The 18,878-nt window shown below is 70.7% G+C and carries 16 protein-coding genes; 12 read left to right on the plus strand and 4 right to left on the minus strand.

Annotated elements, in window-relative coordinates:
• The first annotated feature begins 55 nt into the window (after positions 1-55).
• Positions 56-1,948, plus strand: coding sequence for an ABC transporter ATP-binding protein (locus ELQ40_RS03180; protein ID WP_127795102.1), 1,893 nt, complete (start codon positions 56-58; stop codon positions 1,946-1,948).
• Between the two features lie 6 nt (positions 1,949-1,954).
• On the opposite strand, the gene ELQ40_RS03185 is transcribed toward ELQ40_RS03180, so the two are convergent.
• Both ELQ40_RS03185 and ELQ40_RS03190 read right to left on the minus strand, forming a co-directional pair.
• Entirely contained in the window at positions 1,955-2,731 is a 777-nt protein-coding gene (locus ELQ40_RS03185; RefSeq protein ID WP_127792375.1) for a DUF305 domain-containing protein, read from the minus strand.
• Positions 2,728-3,396 carry a DUF3105 domain-containing protein gene (locus tag ELQ40_RS03190; RefSeq protein ID WP_127792376.1) on the minus strand — a complete coding sequence of 223 codons (669 nt, stop codon included), beginning with the start codon at positions 3,394-3,396 and terminating at the stop codon, positions 2,728-2,730. The genes ELQ40_RS03185 and ELQ40_RS03190 overlap by 4 nt, the downstream gene beginning before the upstream one ends.
• Positions 3,397-3,547: 151 nt before the next feature.
• On the opposite strand from ELQ40_RS03190, the gene ELQ40_RS03195 reads away from it, so the two are divergent.
• The 3 genes from ELQ40_RS03195 (at position 3,548) to ELQ40_RS03205 (ending at position 7,889) form a co-directional block, all read left to right on the plus strand.
• Positions 3,548-5,050 carry a sugar porter family MFS transporter gene (locus ELQ40_RS03195; RefSeq protein ID WP_127792377.1) on the plus strand — a complete coding sequence of 501 codons (1,503 nt, stop codon included), beginning with the start codon at positions 3,548-3,550 and terminating at the stop codon, positions 5,048-5,050.
• A 158-nt stretch (positions 5,051-5,208) separates the two neighbouring features.
• Positions 5,209-6,582 (plus strand): cystathionine beta-synthase, encoded by a 1,374-nt coding sequence (locus ELQ40_RS03200; protein ID WP_127792378.1) that lies wholly within the window; start codon positions 5,209-5,211, stop codon positions 6,580-6,582.
• Positions 6,583-6,731: 149 nt separating this feature from the next.
• On the plus strand, positions 6,732-7,889 hold the full coding sequence (locus ELQ40_RS03205) for a cystathionine gamma-synthase (protein WP_127792379.1): 1,158 nt from the start codon (positions 6,732-6,734) through the stop codon (positions 7,887-7,889).
• Positions 7,890-7,898: 9 nt separating this feature from the next.
• Here ELQ40_RS03205 and ELQ40_RS03210 read toward each other — a convergent pair whose 3' ends face one another.
• A complete protein-coding gene (locus tag ELQ40_RS03210) occupies positions 7,899-8,363 on the minus strand; it encodes a nitroreductase/quinone reductase family protein (protein ID WP_205649416.1) in 465 nt (154 codons plus the stop codon).
• A 135-nt stretch (positions 8,364-8,498) separates the two neighbouring features.
• Here ELQ40_RS03210 and ELQ40_RS03215 point away from each other — a divergent pair, with 135 nt between their 5' ends.
• The 4 genes from ELQ40_RS03215 to ELQ40_RS03230 all read left to right on the plus strand — a co-directional run bounded on the left by ELQ40_RS03215 (position 8,499) and on the right by ELQ40_RS03230 (position 13,241).
• Positions 8,499-9,902 (plus strand): APC family permease, encoded by a 1,404-nt coding sequence (locus ELQ40_RS03215; RefSeq protein ID WP_240665920.1) that lies wholly within the window; start codon positions 8,499-8,501, stop codon positions 9,900-9,902.
• Positions 9,899-10,822: a cyclase family protein gene (locus tag ELQ40_RS03220; protein ID WP_127792380.1), complete on the plus strand. Its 924-nt coding sequence runs from the start codon at positions 9,899-9,901 to the stop codon at positions 10,820-10,822. The genes ELQ40_RS03215 and ELQ40_RS03220 overlap by 4 nt, the downstream gene beginning before the upstream one ends.
• A gap of 121 nt (positions 10,823-10,943) precedes the next feature.
• Positions 10,944-11,774: an aldo/keto reductase gene (locus ELQ40_RS03225; RefSeq protein WP_127792381.1), complete on the plus strand. Its 831-nt coding sequence runs from the start codon at positions 10,944-10,946 to the stop codon at positions 11,772-11,774.
• Between the two features lie 21 nt (positions 11,775-11,795).
• Positions 11,796-13,241: an MFS transporter gene (locus ELQ40_RS03230; RefSeq protein WP_240665921.1), complete on the plus strand. Its 1,446-nt coding sequence runs from the start codon at positions 11,796-11,798 to the stop codon at positions 13,239-13,241.
• On the opposite strand, the gene ELQ40_RS03235 is transcribed toward ELQ40_RS03230, so the two are convergent.
• The gene (locus ELQ40_RS03235; protein ID WP_127792382.1) at positions 13,210-13,707 is read right to left on the minus strand and encodes a hypothetical protein; all 498 of its coding nucleotides are present in this window, start codon (positions 13,705-13,707) and stop codon (positions 13,210-13,212) included. The two genes, ELQ40_RS03230 and ELQ40_RS03235, sit on opposite strands and share 32 nt — an antisense overlap.
• A gap of 215 nt (positions 13,708-13,922) precedes the next feature.
• Here ELQ40_RS03235 and ELQ40_RS03240 point away from each other — a divergent pair, with 215 nt between their 5' ends.
• The 4 genes from ELQ40_RS03240 to mmsA all read left to right on the plus strand — a co-directional run bounded on the left by ELQ40_RS03240 (position 13,923) and on the right by mmsA (position 18,865).
• A complete protein-coding gene (locus tag ELQ40_RS03240) occupies positions 13,923-15,008 on the plus strand; it encodes a LacI family DNA-binding transcriptional regulator (RefSeq protein WP_127792383.1) in 1,086 nt (361 codons plus the stop codon).
• A 272-nt stretch (positions 15,009-15,280) separates the two neighbouring features.
• Positions 15,281-16,009 (plus strand): L-ribulose-5-phosphate 4-epimerase, encoded by a 729-nt coding sequence (locus ELQ40_RS03245; RefSeq protein WP_127792384.1) that lies wholly within the window; start codon positions 15,281-15,283, stop codon positions 16,007-16,009.
• A gap of 159 nt (positions 16,010-16,168) precedes the next feature.
• On the plus strand, positions 16,169-17,245 hold the full coding sequence (gene chvE, locus ELQ40_RS03250; RefSeq protein WP_127795106.1) for a multiple monosaccharide ABC transporter substrate-binding protein: 1,077 nt from the start codon (positions 16,169-16,171) through the stop codon (positions 17,243-17,245).
• Positions 17,246-17,335: 90 nt separating this feature from the next.
• Positions 17,336-18,865 (plus strand): multiple monosaccharide ABC transporter ATP-binding protein, encoded by a 1,530-nt coding sequence (gene mmsA, locus ELQ40_RS03255; RefSeq protein ID WP_127792385.1) that lies wholly within the window; start codon positions 17,336-17,338, stop codon positions 18,863-18,865.
• Positions 18,866-18,878: the final 13 nt, after the last annotated feature.

Raw genomic sequence — 18,878 nt, forward strand, 5'->3', positions numbered from 1 at the left:
GTCGCCCCGACGGGCGGGGTGAGGGTCATCCGCGCCTAGGGTTGACGGGGTGACGATGCATCAGCGCCCCGCCGGCGCGCAGACCGGGAAGCTGGGCAAGCCCGCGACCCGGATCGGCGCGATGGACGAGGCGGCCCAGCGCGCGCAGAACGCGGATGCGCCGAAGATCCCGCACCTGATGCGGCGCATCGCCGAGTTGTTCGCGCCGCACCGGACCGAACTGGTGATCACCGTCGCGTTGGTGCTGGTGGGCGCCGCGCTGAGCGTCATCCCGCCCCTGCTGACCGAGCGGGCCTTCGACGACGGCCTGTTCCCCGTCGGCCCGGACGGGCAGATCGGGGCGCCCGACCTGCCGGTGCTGACCTGGATCGTGGTCGCGATGCTGGCCGTGTTCGTCGTGTCGTCCCTGCTGGGGGTCTGGCAGACCTGGCTCACCGCGACGGTCGGGAACAAGGTGATGGGCGCGCTCCGCGTGCGCATGTTCACCCACCTCCAGGGCATGGAGCTGAGCTTCTTCACGCGAACGAAGACCGGCGTGATCCAGTCGCGGCTGCAGAACGACGTCGGCGGCGTCGCGACGGTGCTGACGAACACCGTCTCGAGCGTGCTCGGCAACACCGTGACGGTGCTCTCCGCGCTCGTCGCGATGCTGCTCCTGAACTGGCAGCTCACCCTCGTCGCGGTCGTGCTCCTGCCGGTCATGGTGATCGCGCAGCGTCGGGTCGGGCGGGTCCGGGCGAGGATCGCCGCGAAGACGCAGGAGTCGCTGTCCGAGATGACCGCGATCACCCAGGAGACGCTGTCGGTGTCGGGCATCCTGCTGTCGAAGAGCTTCACCCGCCAGTCCGACGAAATCGACCGGTACTCCGGTGAGAACGCCAACCAGGTGTCCCTCCAGGTCCGGCAGCAGATGACCGGCCAGTGGTTCTTCGCGATGGTCGGCATCTTCATGTCCGCGGTCCCCGCGATCGTGTACCTGCTGTCGGGATGGCTCATCACGGGCGGGGCGACCGATGTCACCGCAGGCACGATCGTGGCGTTCACGACGGTGCAGGCGCGCCTGCTGTTCCCCATGATGGCGTTGATGCGCGTCGCGCTCGACCTGCAGACGTCCGGCGCGCTCTTCGCGCGCATCTTCGAGTACCTCGACCTGCGGCCGTCGATCACCGATGCGCCCGACGCCCGCGAGGTCGCCGAGGGCGACGCGCTCGGTCGGATCGAGTTCGACCACGTGACCTTCCGCTACCCGGATGCCACGGACGAGCGCCCCACCCTGGACGACGTGTCGTTCACGGTCGAGCCCGGGCAGTTCGCCGCGTTCGTCGGGCCGTCCGGTGCGGGCAAGACGACGGTGTCGTACCTGGTGCCGCGGCTGTACGAGGCATCCGAGGGGGTCGTGCGGTTCGCGGGCGCGGATGTCCGCGACCTCCGGCAGTCGTCGCTCGTGTCGCAGATCGGCATCGTGAGCCAGGAGACGTACCTGTTCCATGCGTCGATCGCCGACAACCTGCGCTACGCGAAACCGGATGCCACCGACGCCGAACTCGAGGCGGCGGCCCGCGCCGCGAACATCCACGAGACGATCGCCTCGTTCCCGGAGGGGTACGACACGACGGTCGGCGAGCGCGGCTACCGGCTCTCGGGCGGCGAGAAGCAGCGCATCGCGATCGCCCGGGTCCTGTTGAAGGACCCGCCCGTCCTCGTGCTCGACGAGGCGACCAGCGCGCTCGACACGATCTCCGAGCGGGTGGTGCAGCAGGCGCTGGACGACGCGGCACGCGGACGCACCACGATCGCGATCGCGCATCGGCTGTCGACGGTGGTCGCCGCGGACGTGATCTTCGTCGTGGTCGACGGCCGCATCGTCGAACGCGGCACGCACGCCGAGCTCGTCGTGGCCGGCGGCGTCTACGCGTCGCTGTACCGGGATCAGTCCGACGCGTCGTGACCGTGCCTACGGTGTCGTCGTCGTCGGCGGCTCCGGCGGGCCACCGCGCTCCGCGAGCATGCCCTCCATGAGGTCGATCTCGGCGCTCTGGCTGCCCACGATCGCGCGCGCCAGGCTGAGCACGACCGGCGCATCCGCGCGATCGAGCGCGGCCTCGGCCATCTCGACGGCGCCGCGGTGGTGGGCGATCATCAGTTCGAGGAAGATCCGCTCCGCCTCGACACCCGTGGCGGCCTCGAGCCGGGCGACCTGCTCGGGCGTCGCGAGCCCCGGCATCGGTTCACCGGGCGCGTGGGCGCCCGGGCCGCCGGCGGCATCCGAGTGGTCGTGGGCCGAGCCGTCCTTCGCGGGGCGCGTCATCCAGGTCATCGAGGGTTCGGAGCCGGCCTGCGAGAGCCCCCACTCCTCGAGCCAGCCGTACATCTGCCCGGCCTGCTGCGCCTGCGAGGTCGCGATGTCGTACGAGAGATGGCGGATGTCGTCGGCCTCCGACCGGTCTCGGACGAGCATCGCGAGCTCGACGCCCTGGAGGTGGTGCACCTGCATGTCGCGGGCGAATCCGGCGTCGGCGCCGCGGTCGGTCGGGGTCGGGGAACTGAGCGTCGAGAGCCGGCCGAATGAGAACGCGACGGTCGCGATCACGAGCACCACGACACCGGCCGCGACGATCGCCGCGAGCCGGGCGGGACGCCGGCCCGTCGAGCCGGTCGACTCGGGTGCGGCGGCGTCGGGTGGGGACGTCGCGGATGCCGCAGTGCCCGCCCCCTCGTCCCCGGAGGTCATGCCCGGCCGGGGGCGTCCACGCCGCCGGTGCAGAGCGCGCCGGGCTCGGGCACGAGGTCGCTCTTCCAGTACTCCTCGAGGAACTCGGCGATGCGCGCGTCGTCGGCGTCGTCGACCTGCAGCTGCGTGTTCCAGCCGCTGAGCACGATCGGGGACGGCAGCCCGTCGAACGGCGACAGGATGACGTAGGTCGAGGGCAGCTTCGCGCGCAGCGCCTCGAGCTCGGCGTCGGCGAGCGACGGGTCGTAGGTGACCCACACCGCGCCGTGCTCGAGCGAGTGGACCGCGTTCTCGTTCGGGACGGGCTCGGTGTAGACGCCGCAGTTCAGCCACACCGGGTTGTGCTCCCCGCCGGTGGGCGGAGTCTGGGGGTAGTCGACGGCGCCCTGCACGTGGGCCGAGGCGTTGTCGAAGGTCTCGACCCCGTCGATCTCCGCCCCCGAGCCGCCGGCCGAGTAGGTCGCGGGCTTCGGCGCGAGCACGAACGCCGCGACGAGCAGGCCGACCACGGCGACGATCGCGACGATGCCCGATCCGATCGCGATCCGGCGATTCCGCTTGCGCCGCGCCTCCTGCCGGCGGAACTCGGCGAGCTTGGCCTCGCGGTCGGCCGCGCGCTGCTGCTTCGCGGAGAGACGGGGGGAACCGGCGGGGGGTGTGGGCACGGTGGCGGCCTTCCGGGGACGTCGGGAGTAGAGGGTCGATCATATTCGAGCGCATGGAGCTGGACAGGTCCTGCGGAACGCCGTGGAGCCGGCGCCGCCACGGGCGGACGGCGGCGCGATAGGCTCGCGGCAGTCGAAGGGGGATGCCGACATGGTCGACGAGGGTGACGGCCGAAAGGCCGGAAGTGATGGGGTGGACCTGGCCGCCAAGGGCAGTGGACTGAACGCGAAGGTCATCGCGCTCGCGGTCGCCGGCGCGGTCGGCGGATTCCTGTTCGGCTTCGACTCGTCCGTCGTGAACGGCGCGGTCGACGCGATCGAGCACCAGTTCGAACTCGAGGCCGCCGTGACCGGGTTCGCGGTCGCGAGCGCCCTCCTCGGCTGCGCGGTCGGCGCCGAGGTCGGCGGCCGCCTGGCCGATCGCTTCGGACGCATCCCGGTCATGATGATCGGTGCGATCCTCTTCCTCATCTCCGCGATCGGCACGGGTTTCGCGTTCGGCGTGGTCGACCTCATCATCTGGCGTGTCGTCGGCGGCCTCGGCATCGGCATCGCCTCGGTCGTCTCGCCCGCGTACATCGCCGAGATCTCGCCGAGGCGGGCGCGCGGTCGCCTCGCGTCGCTGCAGCAGCTCGCGATCGTCTTCGGCATCTTCACCGCCCTGCTCTCGGACGCGCTGTTCGCGGCCGCGGCGGGCGGGGCATCCGAGGTGTTCTGGTGGGGGCTCGAGGCCTGGCGCTGGATGTTCCTCGCGGGAGCGGTTCCGGCGGTCGTCTACGGCGTCGTCGCGATCCTGCTGCCCGAATCGCCGCGGTACCTGCTGAAGGTCGACAAGGAGGACGAGGCCAGGCGCATCCTGTCGCAGATCCAGCCGACCGAGGTCGATCGGGCGATCGGCGAGATCCGCACCTCGATGCACGAGGATGCGCAGGCGGCGAAGGTCAAGGGCGCGCTCCGGGGCCCGGTGCTCGGACTCAAGGGCATCGTCTGGATCGGCATCCTGCTGTCGGTGTTCCAGCAGTTCGTGGGCATCAACGTGATCTTCTACTACTCGACGACGCTGTGGAGCGCGGTCGGCTTCGACGAATCCGACTCGTTCACGATCAGCGTGATCACCTCGATCACGAACATCGTCGTGACGTTCGTCGCGATCGCGCTCGTCGACCGCGTCGGGCGTCGGCCACTGCTGCTCGTCGGCTCCGCCGGCATGACGGTGAGCCTCGCGACGATGGCCGTCGCGTTCGCGAACTCGGTCGAGACCGACGGTGCGGTCTCGCTGCCGGGTGCCTGGGGCCCGATCGCGCTGGTCGCCGCGAACCTCTTCGTCGTCTTCTTCGGATTCTCGTGGGGCCCGGTGGTGTGGGTGCTGCTCGGCGAGATCTTCCCCGGCCGGATCCGCGGACGTGCGCTCGGCCTTGCTGCCGCCGCGCAGTGGATCGCGAACTTCCTGATCACGGTCACGTTCCCGCCGCTCAGCGACTTCTCTCTGCTGTTCACGTACGGCATGTACGCGGTGTTCGCGGCGCTGTCGTTCGTGTTCGTGCTCACCAAGGTCCCGGAGACGAACGGCATGTCGCTCGAGGAGTCGGAGACGCTGTTCCCGGCGAAGGGTTCCGCGAAGGCGGGCGTCGCCGCCGATCGTCGCGGCAACTGAACGCGCCGAGCGGGCCGGGCCCCGCTAGGGTGGACGGGTGAGCACTTCGCTGCTGTGTTGTCGTCGCTGAGAGGCGATCCCTTCTCGCGCCCGCACGGCATCCGCTCGCTGTTCGGCGCACTCCACCAGAGTCGGTGACAGACAGGAACGACACACACATGAAGTACGCAGCGTCCATCGTGGACCTCATCGGCGGCACCCCGCTCGTCAAGCTCAACCGGGTCACGCAGGGCGTGACGGATGCCACGGTGCTCGTGAAGCTCGAGTACCTCAACCCGGGCGGCTCCGTGAAGGACCGGATCGCCGAGCGCATGATCGAGGCGGCCGAGCGCGACGGGCTGCTCGGCCCCGGCGGCACGATCGTCGAGCCGACCAGCGGCAACACCGGCGTCGGGCTGGCGCTCGTCGCCCAGCAGCGCGGCTACCGCTGCATCTTCGTCGTGCCCGACAAGGTCGGCGAGGAGAAGCGCAACGTACTGACCGCGTACGGTGCCGAGGTGGTGGTCACCTCGACCGCGGTCGCGCCCGACAGCCCCGAGTCGTACTACGGCGTGTCCGACCGCATCGTCCGCGAGACCCCCGGTGCGTTCAAGCCCGACCAGTTCGCGAACCCGAACGGCCCGCGCTCGCACTACGAGACGACCGGCCCCGAGATCTGGGCCGACACCGACGGCCGCGTCACGCACTTCGTCGCGGGCGTCGGCACGGGCGGCACGATCACGGGCACCGGGCGGTTCCTGCGCGAGGTCTCCGGCGACCGCGTTCGGGTGATCGGCGCCGACCCCGAGGGCTCGGTCTACTCGGGCGGCACCGGTCGGCCGTACTTCGTCGAGGGCGTCGGCGAGGACATGTGGCCGCAGGCCTACGATCCGTCGGTGCCGAACGAGGTGCTCGCCGTCTCCGATCGGGACGCGTTCGAGATGACCCGGCGGCTCGCGAGCGAGGAGGGCCTGCTCGTCGGCGGATCGAGCGGGATGGCCGTCGCCGCGGCGCTGCGCGCGGCCGCCCGGCCCGAGGTGACCGCCGACGACGTGTTCGTCGTCCTGCTGCCCGACGGCGGCCGCGGGTACCTGAACAAGATCTTCAACGACAAGTGGATGCGGGCGTACGGCTTCGGCAACGCGCCCGAGGGGCACACCATCGCCGACGTGCTCGGCGCGAAGGCCGGGCGCACCGATCCGCTCGTCTTCGTCCGCCCGAACGACAGCGTGCGCGAGGCGATCGACATGATGACCGAGACCGGTGTCTCGCAACTCGTCGTGCTGTCCGCCGAGCCGCCCGTCGTACTGGGGGAGGTGCGGGGGTCGCTGAACGAGGAGGACCTGCTCGACCGGGTGTTCGCGGGCGACGTGCAGTTGACCGACAAGGTCAGCACGGTGCTGGGGGAACCGATCCCGCTCATCGGGCTCACCGAGCCGGTCGCTGCTGCGCGCGCCGCGTTCGCGGAGGCATCCGCCCTGCTCGTGACCGACGGCGGCAAGGCCGTCGGCGTCATCACGCGCAGCGACCTGCTCACCTACCTCTCCAACTGAAACGCACCGCACATGATTGCGCCCGGGCCATCCGCCGAGTACCGGATTCAGGAGATCGGAGGCTGCTCAGGACGATGTCGCCGATTCCGTCCTGATTTCGCCACCATCTCCTGAATCCAGCACGACCACCGACGAAAGCGATCCCGACCATGCACGACGACGCACGCTTCGACACCCGCGCGATCCACGCGGGCCAGGCCTTCGACCCGACGACCGGCGCGGTGATCCCGCCGATCTACCAGACCTCGACCTACGTCCAGGACGGCATCGGGGGCCTTCGCAACGGCTACGAGTACTCGCGGGGCGGCAACCCGACGCGCACGGCGCTCGAGCAGCAGCTCGCGGCGCTCGAGGGCGGGGTCCGCGGCCTGTCCTTCGCCTCGGGCCTGGCCGCCGAGGACGCCCTGTTACGCACGGTGCTCGCGCCGGGCGGCCACGTCGTCGTCGGCGACGACGTCTACGGGGGCACGCACCGGCTCATCCGCCGGGTGCTGGGTGCGTGGGGGGTCGGCCACTCGACCGTCGACACGAGCGACCTCGACGCGGTGCGCGCCGCGATCACGCCCGAGACGAAGGTGCTCTGGGTCGAGACGCCGTCGAACCCGCTCATGAAGATCTCCGACATCGCGGCGCTGGCGGCCCTCGGCCGCGAGGCGGGCGCTGTCACCGTGGTCGACAACACGTTCGCGAGCCCGGCGCTGCAGCAGCCGATCGCGCTCGGCGCCGACGTGGTCGTGCACTCGACCACGAAGTACCTGGGCGGGCATTCCGACGTGGTCGGCGGCGGGCTGGTGTTCGCGCCCGGGCAGGAGGAGCTCGCCGAGCGGGTCGGGTTCACGCAGTTCGCCGCCGGGGCCGTCTCGGCGCCGTTCGACGCGTTCCTCACGACCCGCGGCATCAAGACCCTCGGCGTCCGGATGCAGCGCCACAGCGAGAACGCCTCGGCGATCGCGGAGCGGCTCGACGCGCACGCGGCCGTCGCGCGCGTGTTCTATCCGGGGCTCGAGTCTCACCCGGGCCACGAGTTGGCGGCCCGCCAGATGTCGGGCTTCGGCGGGATGCTGTCGATCGAGCTCGCGGGCGGCGGCGAGGCGGCCAGGCGGTTCGCCGAGTCGACCGAGCTGTTCCAGTTGGCCGAGTCCCTCGGCGGGGTCGAGTCACTCGTGAACCATCCCTGGTCGATGACGCACGCGTCGGTGCGCGGCACCGAGGCCGAGGTGCCCGAGTCGATCGTGCGCCTCTCGGTCGGCATCGAGGACGTCGACGACCTCCTCGCCGACATCGACGGCGCGCTCGGGCGGCTGTAGCGCGGCGCCTCAGGCGCGCCGGAGGCGGACGACGGGGATGACCCGGTCGACCTTCGCCTGCTGGTCGGCGAAGAACGGTGCACGATCGACGACGCTCGCCCACGCCGCGTCGCGCTCGCGGCCGGTGAGCACGTCGGCGACCGCGTCGTACGCGCCGTCGGGTGCCTCGACGCGCACCCGCGGGTCGGACCGCAGGTTCGCGATCCATGCCGGGTCCGCCGGGGCGGCGTCGCCGGATCCCACCACGAGCCGGTCGCCCTCGTACGGCAGGAACATGACGGGCGTGGTCCGCGCCCGCCCGCTGCGGCGCCCGGTGGTGGTGAGGAGCACGAGCCGGTCGCGATGCATGCCGTCGACGTCGCCGCCCGCGCGGAACTGCTCGACGACGCGTCGATCGATCTCGTGCGCATCGGTGTTCTCAGGCGCGTCGGTGTTCTCAGGCGCGTCGGCGTCCATACCCTCGTGCGCGTCCATGGCGGCATCCAAGCGCACCGGTCGAGTGTCCGCACGGGGGTTGACGGGGACCGAACCGACGGGGTGGCAGATTATCGATGAAGAGTGGCCCCGCTGCCATAGCCGCGCTGCGTCCGGGTCCGCCAGACTGACGGCGTGACCCCGAGAACGAACGCCGCCGCAACCACCGCCGCGACGACCGCCGCCGCCGCGCAGGATGCCGCGGGCCCGGCACCGACCGACGCCGTGGGCGCGCCGGCACCGGGCGGCACGCTCGGCCTCGGCCAGGCCATCGCCCTCTACATCGCGAGCGTGCTCGGCTCCGGCATCCTCGCGCTCTCCGGCCTCGCGGCCGCGGCAGCCGGACCCGCGTCGATCATCGCCGTCGCGGCCGTCCTGCTGCTCTCGATCCCGCTCGCCGGGACCTTCGCGGCGCTCGCCGCGCGGTATCCCGACGCCGGCGGGGTGGCGACCTTCGTGCGCCGCGCGCTCGGCGACACCGCGGCGCGGATGACCGGGTACTGGTTCTACTTCGGCGTCGGCGTCGGATACCCCGTGCTCGCGGTGCTCGGCGGAGAGTACGTCGTCGCCGTGCTCGGCGTCGACCGGGCCGCCGTGCCGTTCGTCGGCCTCGCGATCGCCGTGCTGCCCTTCATCTCCAACTGGTTCGGCCTGCGGGTCGCCGGCTGGGTGCAGTTCGTCCTCACGGGCATGCTCGTCGCCGTCGTGGTCTTCGTGGTCGCGGTGAGCTTCCCGGCGGTCGACGCATCGAACTTCCAGCCGTTCCTGCCGTACGGCTGGGCCGGCGTCGGCACCGCGATCAGCCTGTTCCTGTGGGCGTTCGCCGGGTGGGAGGTCGGCACGCACGTGGCGGGGGAGTTCAGGAACCCGCGCAAGGTGATCCCGCTCGCGACCGGCATCGCGATCGTCGTCGTCGGCGTGGCGTACCTCGCGCTCCAGGTCGTGACCGTCGGCGTGCTCGGCACCGGTGCGGGCGACACCCCCGTGCCGCTGCTGGCCATCGTGCAGGAGTCGGCGCCCGGGGTCGGCCCAGTGTTCGTCGCCATCGTCGCCGCGATCGTCACCACCGGCGTCGCGAACGCCTACGTGCCCGCCTTCGGCAAGCTCGGCGCCGCCCTCGGGCGCGACGGCGACCTGCCGCGGTGGTTCGCGAAGGGCGCCGAGCCGGGCGCGATCCCGCGCCGGGCCCTCGCCGTGACCGGCCTGCTCGCGGGCGTCTACTTCGTGCTCATGCTGCTGAACGGGCTCCAGCTCGAGACGTTCATCCTGATCCACACCGCGAACATGGCCGCCATCTACTTCGCCGGGATGCTCGCCGCCACGCTCCTGCTGCGCCGGTGGTCGTTCGGCTGGTGGCTGGCGGTCGTCGCGACGGTGCTCACCGCCGGACTCCTCGTGCTCGCCGGGAGCCACCTGGTCGTGCCGGGGCTCCTCGCGGCCGTCGCCGTCGCCGTCACCGTGATCCGCCGCCTCCGCCTCCGCGGCGGCCGCAACGCCCGTGCCACCCGCAACCGACCCGAGAGGGAACGCACCGCATGACCGAGTACCGCGCCGTCTTCGACGCCGACATCGCCTTCGTGAACGGGGGAGGGCTGAAGGCCGAGGGCTTCCGCCTCGACCTACCCGGCGCCGACGCCACGGAGGGGCAGATCGCCGAACTGCTCGTGCGGCACCTCGGCCTCGCGCTCGTGGCATCCGTCGCGCTGACGAACCTCACCGTCGTCGAGGAGGCGCACAAGGGCTCGCGCGGCGTGACCGCGCACGACGCGACGCGAGCGGATGCCTCCGCGCGCGGCGCGCTCGTCGACCTGAGCCACCCGATCCGCGAGGGGCTCGTGACCTACCCGGGCATCCCGGCGCCGAGCATCACACCGCACCTGACGCGCGCGGCGTCGCGGAGCCACTACGCGCCGGGCACCGAGTTCCAGATCGACGTGATCCACCTCGCCGGCAACACGGGCACCTACCTCGACAGCCCGTTCCATCGCTACGAGGGCGGCGGCGACCTCGCCTCGCTCGACCTCGACACGCTCGTGGGCCTGCCGGCCGAGGTGTTCCACCTCGACGACGCCGCGGAGCGCGGCATCCCCGCCGCGGTGTTCTTCGACCGCGACCTCGCTGGTGCCGCCGTGCTGCTGCACACGGGGTGGAGCCGGCACTTCGGCACGCCCGAGTACGGTGCCGGCGCGCCGTTCCTCACCGGCGAAGGGGCTCGGCACCTCGTCGAGGCGGGCGTCGCCCTGGTCGGCATCGACTCGCTCAACATCGACGACACCGAGTCGGGTGGCGAGCGGCCGGCGCACTCGCTCCTGCTTCACGCGGGCATCCACGTCGTCGAGCACCTGACCGGGCTCGACCGCCTGCCGGCCCGCGGCGCGAGGTTCACGGCCGCTCCGCCGCGCGTCGAAGGCTTCGGCACGTTCCCCGTCCGGGCGTTCGCCGAGCTGCCGCCCGCCTGACAACCGGTGCGGCGCCGACGAAGCGATCCGCCCGAAGATCGGATGCTGCAGCGCATGCTGATCGGGCGCCGCACGGCGATCCGCGCTGGCGCCCGTCGACCTGCTGGGCGAGGATTGGGGGATGACCGCGCCCGAGTACGCCCTTCGTGACGGCAACCGGATCCCCGCCCTCGGACTGGGCACCTACGGGCTGAACGACGCGGAGGGCGTCGAGGCGATCCTCGCCGCGATCGACGACGGCTACCGCCTGCTCGACACCGCTGCGAACTACGGCAACGAGGGCGCCGTCGGCGAGGCGATCGCGCGCACGACGGTCGACCGGAGCGACCTCATCATCACGACGAAACTGCCCGGTCGCCACCACGGCGCCGACGAGGCGCTGCACGGGTTCGAGGAGTCGAGGCGTCGGCTCGGCCTCGAATGGGTCGACCTCTACCTGATCCACTGGCCGAACCCGAGCGTCGACCGCTACGTCGAGACCTGGCGGTCGATGATCACGCTCCGAGAGAAGGGCCTCGTCCGCTCGATCGGCGTCTCGAACTTCACGGCGCCCATGCTCGAGCGCCTCGAACGCGAGACCGGGCTGATGCCCGTCGTCAACCAGGTCGAGCTGCACCCGTACTTCCCGCAGGGCGAGCTGCGCGCCTTCCACGACGAGCACGGCATCCGCACCGAGAGCTGGAGCCCGCTGGCCAAGCGAAGCGAGCTGCTCGACGAGCCCGTCATCGGCGAGCTCGCCGCGAAGCACGGCGTGACCCCGGCTCAGGTGGTACTGCGCTGGCACGTCGAGCTCGGGTCGATCCCGATCCCGAAGTCATCGAACGCCTCGCGCCGGCAGCGCAACCTCGACGTGTTCGGGTTCTCCCTGGCGCCCGAGGAGGTCGAGGCGGTCTCGGCGCTCGAGCGCGGCCGGCTCTGGGGCGGCGACCCCGACACGCACGAGGAGATGTGACGCGGGCGTAGGCTCGATCGGGTGACCGAACAGCCTGCGCCGACCGAGCATCCTGCGCCGACGCAGCCTCCCGAACCTTCCGCGCCCGCCGACGGGACCGGCGCGTCCGCACCCGACCGGCGACCGGGGGTGCTCTCGGCGCCGTACCGCTGGCTCAGCCTCGGGATGTTCGCGCTGATCGTGCTCGCCGCGTTCGAGGCGCTGGCGGTCACGACGGTCATGCCGCTCGTCGCCGACGACCTCGACGGCTGGTCCCTGTACGCCATCGCGTTCTCGATGCCGCTCGCCTCCGGCGTCATCGGCATGGTCGTGGCCGGCAACTGGGTCGATCGCGCAGGGCCCATCCCGCCGCTGATCGCCTCGGCCGTCGTCTGGCTCGTCGGCGTGCTCATCGCAGGCACCGCGACGAGCATGGAGCTGCTGGTCGTCGGCAGGTTCGTGCACGGGCTGGGCGGCGCAGCCGTCATCGTGCCGCTGTACGTGGTCGTCGCCCGGGTGTACCCCGAGTACCTGCGCGCGCGGGTCTTCGCGGGGTTCGCCGCGGCCTGGGTCATCCCGTCGATCGTGGGTCCGGCCGTCGCCGGTCTCGTCGCGGAGGCGTTCAGCTGGCACTGGGTCTTCCTCGGCGTGCTCGTGCTCGTGCTGCCGGTCGCGGCGATGATCCTGCCGCCGCTCGCCCGCGCCGGCGACCAGCTCCGCGGTGACGCATCGGTGCCGTGGAGCGTGGCCCGCATCGCGTGGTCGGTGCTCGCGGCCGTCGCAGCCCTCGGCCTGGGGCTCTCGAAGGAGCTGCCCGACCCCTGGCGCGGGATCGCGGCCGTGGCCGCGATCGCGGTCGTCGTGGTCGCCGCACGACCGTTGGTGCCGCGCGGCACGCTCACGCTCCGCCGCGGTACGCCGGCGATCGTCATGATCCGCGCCTTCGTCGGTGCCGCGTTCTTCGCGACGGAGGTCTACCTCCCGGCGATGTTCCGCGAGCAGTACGGCATGGCGCCGGCGCTCGCCGGCGCGGTGCTCACGGGCGCGGGCCTGAGCTGGGCGCTCGCATCCTGGCTGCAGGGACGCCTGGTCGACCGCGTGTCCGACACCGCGGCTGTGCGCATCGGCACCGCGGTGCTGCTCGTCGCGCTCACGCTCGTGCTCACGGGCTCGATCCTGCAGTGGCATCCGGCGTTCACGTTCGCCGCGTGGACCATCGCCGGCGCCGGCATGGGCTTCATGTACCCGCGGTTCACCGTCGCGGTGCTGGCCGACTCGTCGAAGACCGAGCAGGGGTTCAACTCCGCCGCGCTCACGATCGGCGAGTCCCTCGGGTCGGTGGTCGGCATCACGCTGACGGCGCTCGTCGCGAGCGTCGCGGCCTCGGCGGGGTACACGACGGAGTTCGTCGTCACGGTGTTCATCGCGGCGACGGCCGCGCTGCTGGCGCCGCGGGTCAGGCCTGCGGCGCGGGTCGCGGGGGCGTGAGGCTGCGGCCGGCGAGGAATTCGATCATGCCGACGGCGGATGCCTCGAGCACCGGGCCGGTGCCGAACTCCCAGTCGGCGTCGGTCGCGCGCAGCGCGTGCCCGCGCGTGACGGCACGGATCTCGGTCGGGGCCTTCGCGGCGAGGTAGAGCGCGACCGCGCCGCCGGTGCGGTCGGCGAGCGCCGGCGTGACGGATGCCTCGCGCGCCAGCGCGAGGTAGTCGAGGACTGCACGGCTCAGCAGGCGCACGGGGATCTTCCGGCGCGAACGCGCCTCCACGCTGAGGGTGCGCAGACCCGCGGCAAGCGCCTGAGCTGGGTCGGACGCCTCGTCGCCGAGCCCGGTCTCCACGAGTTGCGCCTGCAGGATCACCTCGTCGAACTCCGCCCGCCAGTCCGAGTGCACGTCGGATTCGTCGCGGCGCTCCTTCCAGCTGAGCGGCAGGTTCCTCATGAAGTCGGACACCGCCCCATTGTCCCCCTGAACGGCGGATGCGGCATCCGTTCGCCGAGGCTCCCCATCGTCGCGTCCGGCGGCGCCCTGCGCCGTGACCCGTCCGGGGGGCAGCAGGTCGATGTGACGGTCACACGTGTGACCGTCACATGCCGTGTGCCGACTGGTGCATACTGGTCGACGGCGCGTGTGACCGTGCACATGCCGTGAAACGAACGAGGTCGCCGATGACTGCAGATGCGCCCAGGGGCAGGGCCCCGAGCATCCGCGACGTCGCGCGTCTCGCCGGTGTCTCGCACCAGACCGTCTCGCGCGTGCTGAATCACCACCCCAGCATCCGGCCGGAGACGAAGCAGCGCGTGCTCGACGTCATGGCCGAGCTGCAGTACAAGCCCAATCGGGCCGCGCGCGCCCTCGTCACGAGCCGCTCCCGGACGATCGGCGTCCTCGCGTCGTCGAGCACCAACACCCAGTACGGCCCGGCCTCGAGCATCGCGGCGATCGAGGCCGCGGCGAGGGCCCAGGGGTACTGGGTCAGCAGCGCGAACATCGAATCGGACGCCGCGTCGATCGCCGACGGACTGGCCCATCTCGCCGCGCAGGGGATCGAGGGGCTCGTCGTCATCGCCCCGCAGGTCCGCGTGTTCGACACGCTCGCCCAGCTGTCGATCGACGTGCCCTACGTGACCCTCCAGTCGACCGAGCGCGACCCCGACCACGCGCTGTACGTCGACCAGATCGCCGGGGCCCGCATCGCGACCCGGCACCTGATCGAACTCGGGCATCGCAACATCTACCACCTCGCGGGTCCGCAGGACTGGATCGAGGCGGAGGCGCGGATGCGCGGGTTCCTCGAGGAGATGAGCGCGCAGGACGTGCCCACGACCGCGCCGATCCTGGGCGACTGGACCGCGGAGTTCGGGTACTACGCGGGCCGCGAGCTGCTCACGGTGCGCGACTTCACGGCGATCTTCGCATCGAACGACCAGATGGCCCTCGGGCTGATGCACGCCGTGCGCGACGCCGGCCTGGACATCCCGCGCGACGTGTCGATCATCGGGTTCGACGACATCCCCGAGGCCGCCCACTTCTGGCCGCCCCTCACGACGGTCCGGCAGGACTTCGCAGAGCTGGGCCGGCGCTGCGTGTCGCTCCTGCTCGGAGACCCGGACGGCGACGGCGCGGATGCGGACGGCGCGGATGCCACGGCGGGAGCGGGTGCCGCCGATGCCGCGGCCGGCGCGTCGCCCCGCACGAGCACGATCGTGCCGGAACTCGTCGTGCGTGCTTCGACGGGCCGACCCGCGTTCTGATCGGACGGACCGTCGGACCGGACGCGTTATCGATCCGTGATGCGTTCGAATTGACATCCGGAGCGCCGATGGGGTTACCATGGGCAGCGCCATGTGAACGGTCACATCGGATGTCACACGGAACGTCACATCGTCTCCGGAACTTCCGCGGCCGCGCACGGCGAAAGCCCCATCGCCCCACCTGACGAAGGAGTCCACGTGTCCACCGCCCCCGCCGTGCACGCTCACCGCCTCACCGGCCGTGGCGTCGTCGCGATGTCGGAGGCCCGCCGATGAGCACGTTCGGACCCCAGGTGGAAGTCGCGATCGCACGGGTGCGCGCCGACGTGGCACGCCTGCACGCCGAATTGACCAGGTACGGCCTCGTCGTGTGGACCGGCGGCAACGTGTCGGGTCGGGTGCCCGGTGCGGACCTCTTCGTGATCAAGCCGTCCGGGGTGTCGTACGACGACCTCGCGCCGGAGAACATGATCCTGTGCGACCTCGACGGGAACGTGGTCGACGGCACGCCGGGGGCCGAACGCAGCCCCTCGAGCGACACCGCGGCGCACGCGTACGTGTACCGGAACATGCCGGAGGTCGGCGGGGTCGTGCACACGCACTCCACCTACGCCACGGCCTGGGCGGCCCGCGGCGAGGAGATCCCGTGCGTGATCACGGCGATGGCCGACGAGTTCGGCGGGCCGATCCCGGTGGGTCCGTTCGCGATCATCGGGGACGACTCGATCGGGCGGGGCATCGTGGAGACGCTGACCGGGCATCGGTCGCGGGCCGTGCTCATGCGCAACCACGGCCCGTTCACCATCGGCGTCTCGGCGAAGGACGCGGTGAAGGCCGCGGTCATGGTCGAGGACGTGGCCCGTACCGTGCACCTCGCCCGCGAAGCCGGGGAGCTCGTTCCCATGGCCCAGGACTCCATCGATCGCCTGTACGACCGGTACCAGAACGTCTACGGACAGGCGGCCGACGCCCGCAGGGCGAGCGAGCCCGCCCCCACATGAAGACTTGCCCCCACTCCCGGGTGGGGCGAGGGAACGGACCGGCATGGACGCGGTCCGATCCGACTGTCACCAAGACAACGACGTCCATTTGACACAGTGAAAGGACACACCGTGAAGACCACGAAGAAGGTGCTCCTCGCAACGCTCGCGGCCGGCTCGATGCTGGCCCTGGCTGCCTGCTCGGGCGGCAGCGGCAGCGGCGGCGAGGGCGGCGGCGACGGCGGCCTCATCGGCGTCGCGATGCCCACCAAGTCGTCGGAGCGCTGGATCCAGGACGGCGACGCCGTCAAGGAGCAGCTCGAGGAGCAGGGCTTCAAGGTCGACCTCCAGTACGCCGAGGACGACATCCCCACCCAGGTCTCGCAGATCGAGAACATGATCACCAAGGGCGCCGAGGCGCTGATCATCGCCTCGATCGACGGCACCACGCTCTCGCAGGTGCTGCAGGACGCGGCCGACGCCGACATCCCCGTCATCGCCTACGACCGCCTCATCCGCGACTCCGAGAACGTCGACTACTACGCGTCGTTCGACAACTACATCGTCGGCGTGCAGCAGGCCACCTCGCTCCTCGCGGGCCTCGGCCTCACCGACCTCGAGGGCGCCGAGGCGGCCGACGCGCCGGCCGGTCCGTTCAACATCGAGCTGTTCGCCGGTTCGCCCGACGACAACAACGCGACGTTCTTCTGGAACGGCGCGATCGACACGCTGCAGCCGTACATCGACGAGGGCACCCTCGTCGTGAAGTCGGGCCAGACCGACTTCGAGCAGGCCGCCATCCTCCGCTGGGACGGCGAGGTCGCGCAGGAGCGGATGGAGAACATCCTCACCTCGACCTACTCGGACGGCTCGACCGTCAACGCGGTGCTGTCGCCCTACGACGGCCTCTCGCGCGGCATCATCTCGGCGCTCACCGACGCGGGCTACACCGTCGGCGAGGGCTGGCCGATCATCTCCGGCCAGGACGCCGAGCTCGACTCGGTCAAGGCGATCAACGCCGGCGAGCAGTACGCGACCATCTTCAAGGACACGCGTGAGCTGGCCGCCGTCGCCGTCGACATGGCGTCGGCCCTCCTGAACGGCGAAGAGCCCGAGGTCAACAACACCGAGGACTACGACAACGGCGTGAAGGTCGTCCCGTCGTACCTCCTCGAGTCGCAGATCGTCGTCAAGGACAACATCACCGAGGTCCTGGTCGACACCGGCTACTGGACCGAAGAGGAAATCAACGGCTGAGGCTGAGTTCCCGATGACCGGCCGGTGGGGGAAGTACTACGCTTCCCCCACCGGCAGGTCTCGTCACTCGGCAATGGAGCAGGAGCAAGGATGACCACCAACATTCTCGAGATGCGCGGCATCACGAAGACCTTCCCCGGCGTGAAGGCCCTCTCGAACGTCAACCTCCAGGTCGCGCGCGGCGAGGTGCACGCGATCTGCGGCGAGAACGGCGCCGGCAAGTCGACCCTGATGAAGGTGCTGTCGGGCGTGTACCCGCACGGCACCTACGACGGCGACATCGTCTTCGAGAACGAGGTCGTCGAGTTCAAGGACCTCACCGACTCCGAGGCCAAGGGCATCGTCATCATCCACCAGGAGCTCGCCCTGAGCCCCTACCTCTCCATCGCCGAGAACATCTTCCTCAACAACGAGCAGAAGGGCCGCGGCGGCCTGATCGACTGGAACCAGACGAACTTCGAGGCCGCCAAGCTCCTCGCGCGCGTCGGACTCCGGGAGAACCCGACCACGAAGATCATGGACATCGGCGTCGGCAAGCAGCAGCTCGTCGAGATCGCCAAGGCCCTCTCGAAGGAGGTCAAGCTCCTCATCCTCGACGAGCCGACCGCCGCGCTCAACGACGAGGACTCCGACCACCTGCTCGACCTGATCCTCCACCTCAAGGGGCAGGGCATCACGTCGATCATCATCAGTCACAAGCTGAACGAGATCAAGAAGGTCGCCGACTCGGTCACGGTCATCCGCGACGGCAAGACGATCGAGACGATCGCGAAGAACGACGTCACCGAGGACCGCATCATCAAGGACATGGTGGGCCGCGACCTCGAGCACCGGTACCCCGACCACACCCCGAACCTCGGCGAGGAACTGCTGCGCGTCGAGGACTGGACCGCGCACCACCCGCAGGACGTCTCGCGCGTCGTCGTCGACAACGTGAACCTCAACGTCCGTGCCGGTGAGATCGTCGGCATCGCGGGCCTCATGGGCGCCGGCCGCACCGAGTTCGCGATGAGCCTGTTCGGCCAGACCTACGGGTCGCGGATCTCGGGGAAGGTGTTCCTCCGCGGCAAGGAGATCAAGACCCGCACGGTCTCGGAGGCGATTGACAACGGCATCGCCTACGCCACCGAGGACCGCAAGACCTATGGCCTCAACCTCATCGAGGACATCAAGCGGAACATCTCGATGGCTTCGCTGAAGAAGCTCGAGAACTTCGGCCTCGTCCACGACAACGAGGAATACAAGGTCGCCACCGAGTTCAAGCAGTCGATGAACATCAAGGCGCCCAACGTCCTGGTGAAGACCGGCAAGCTGTCGGGTGGCAACCAGCAGAAGGTCGTGCTGTCGAAGTGGATCTACTCCGACCCCGAGGTGCTGATCCTCGACGAGCCGACCCGCGGCATCGACGTCGGCGCCAAGTACGAGATCTACACGATCATCAACAAGCTCGCGGCGCAGGGGAAGGGCATCATCGTCATCTCCTCCGAGCTGCCCGAGCTCCTCGGCATCTGCGACCGCGTGTACGCCCTCTCGGAGGGCCGCATCACGGGCGAGCTCCCGATCGAGGAGGCCACGCCCGAGGCGATGCTCAAGCTCATGACCATGGAAAAGCCCCGCTGACCCCGCGCACGCG

The organism is Agromyces sp. LHK192 (genome assembly GCF_004006235.1).
Taxonomy (GTDB): Bacteria; Actinomycetota; Actinomycetes; order Actinomycetales; family Microbacteriaceae; genus Agromyces.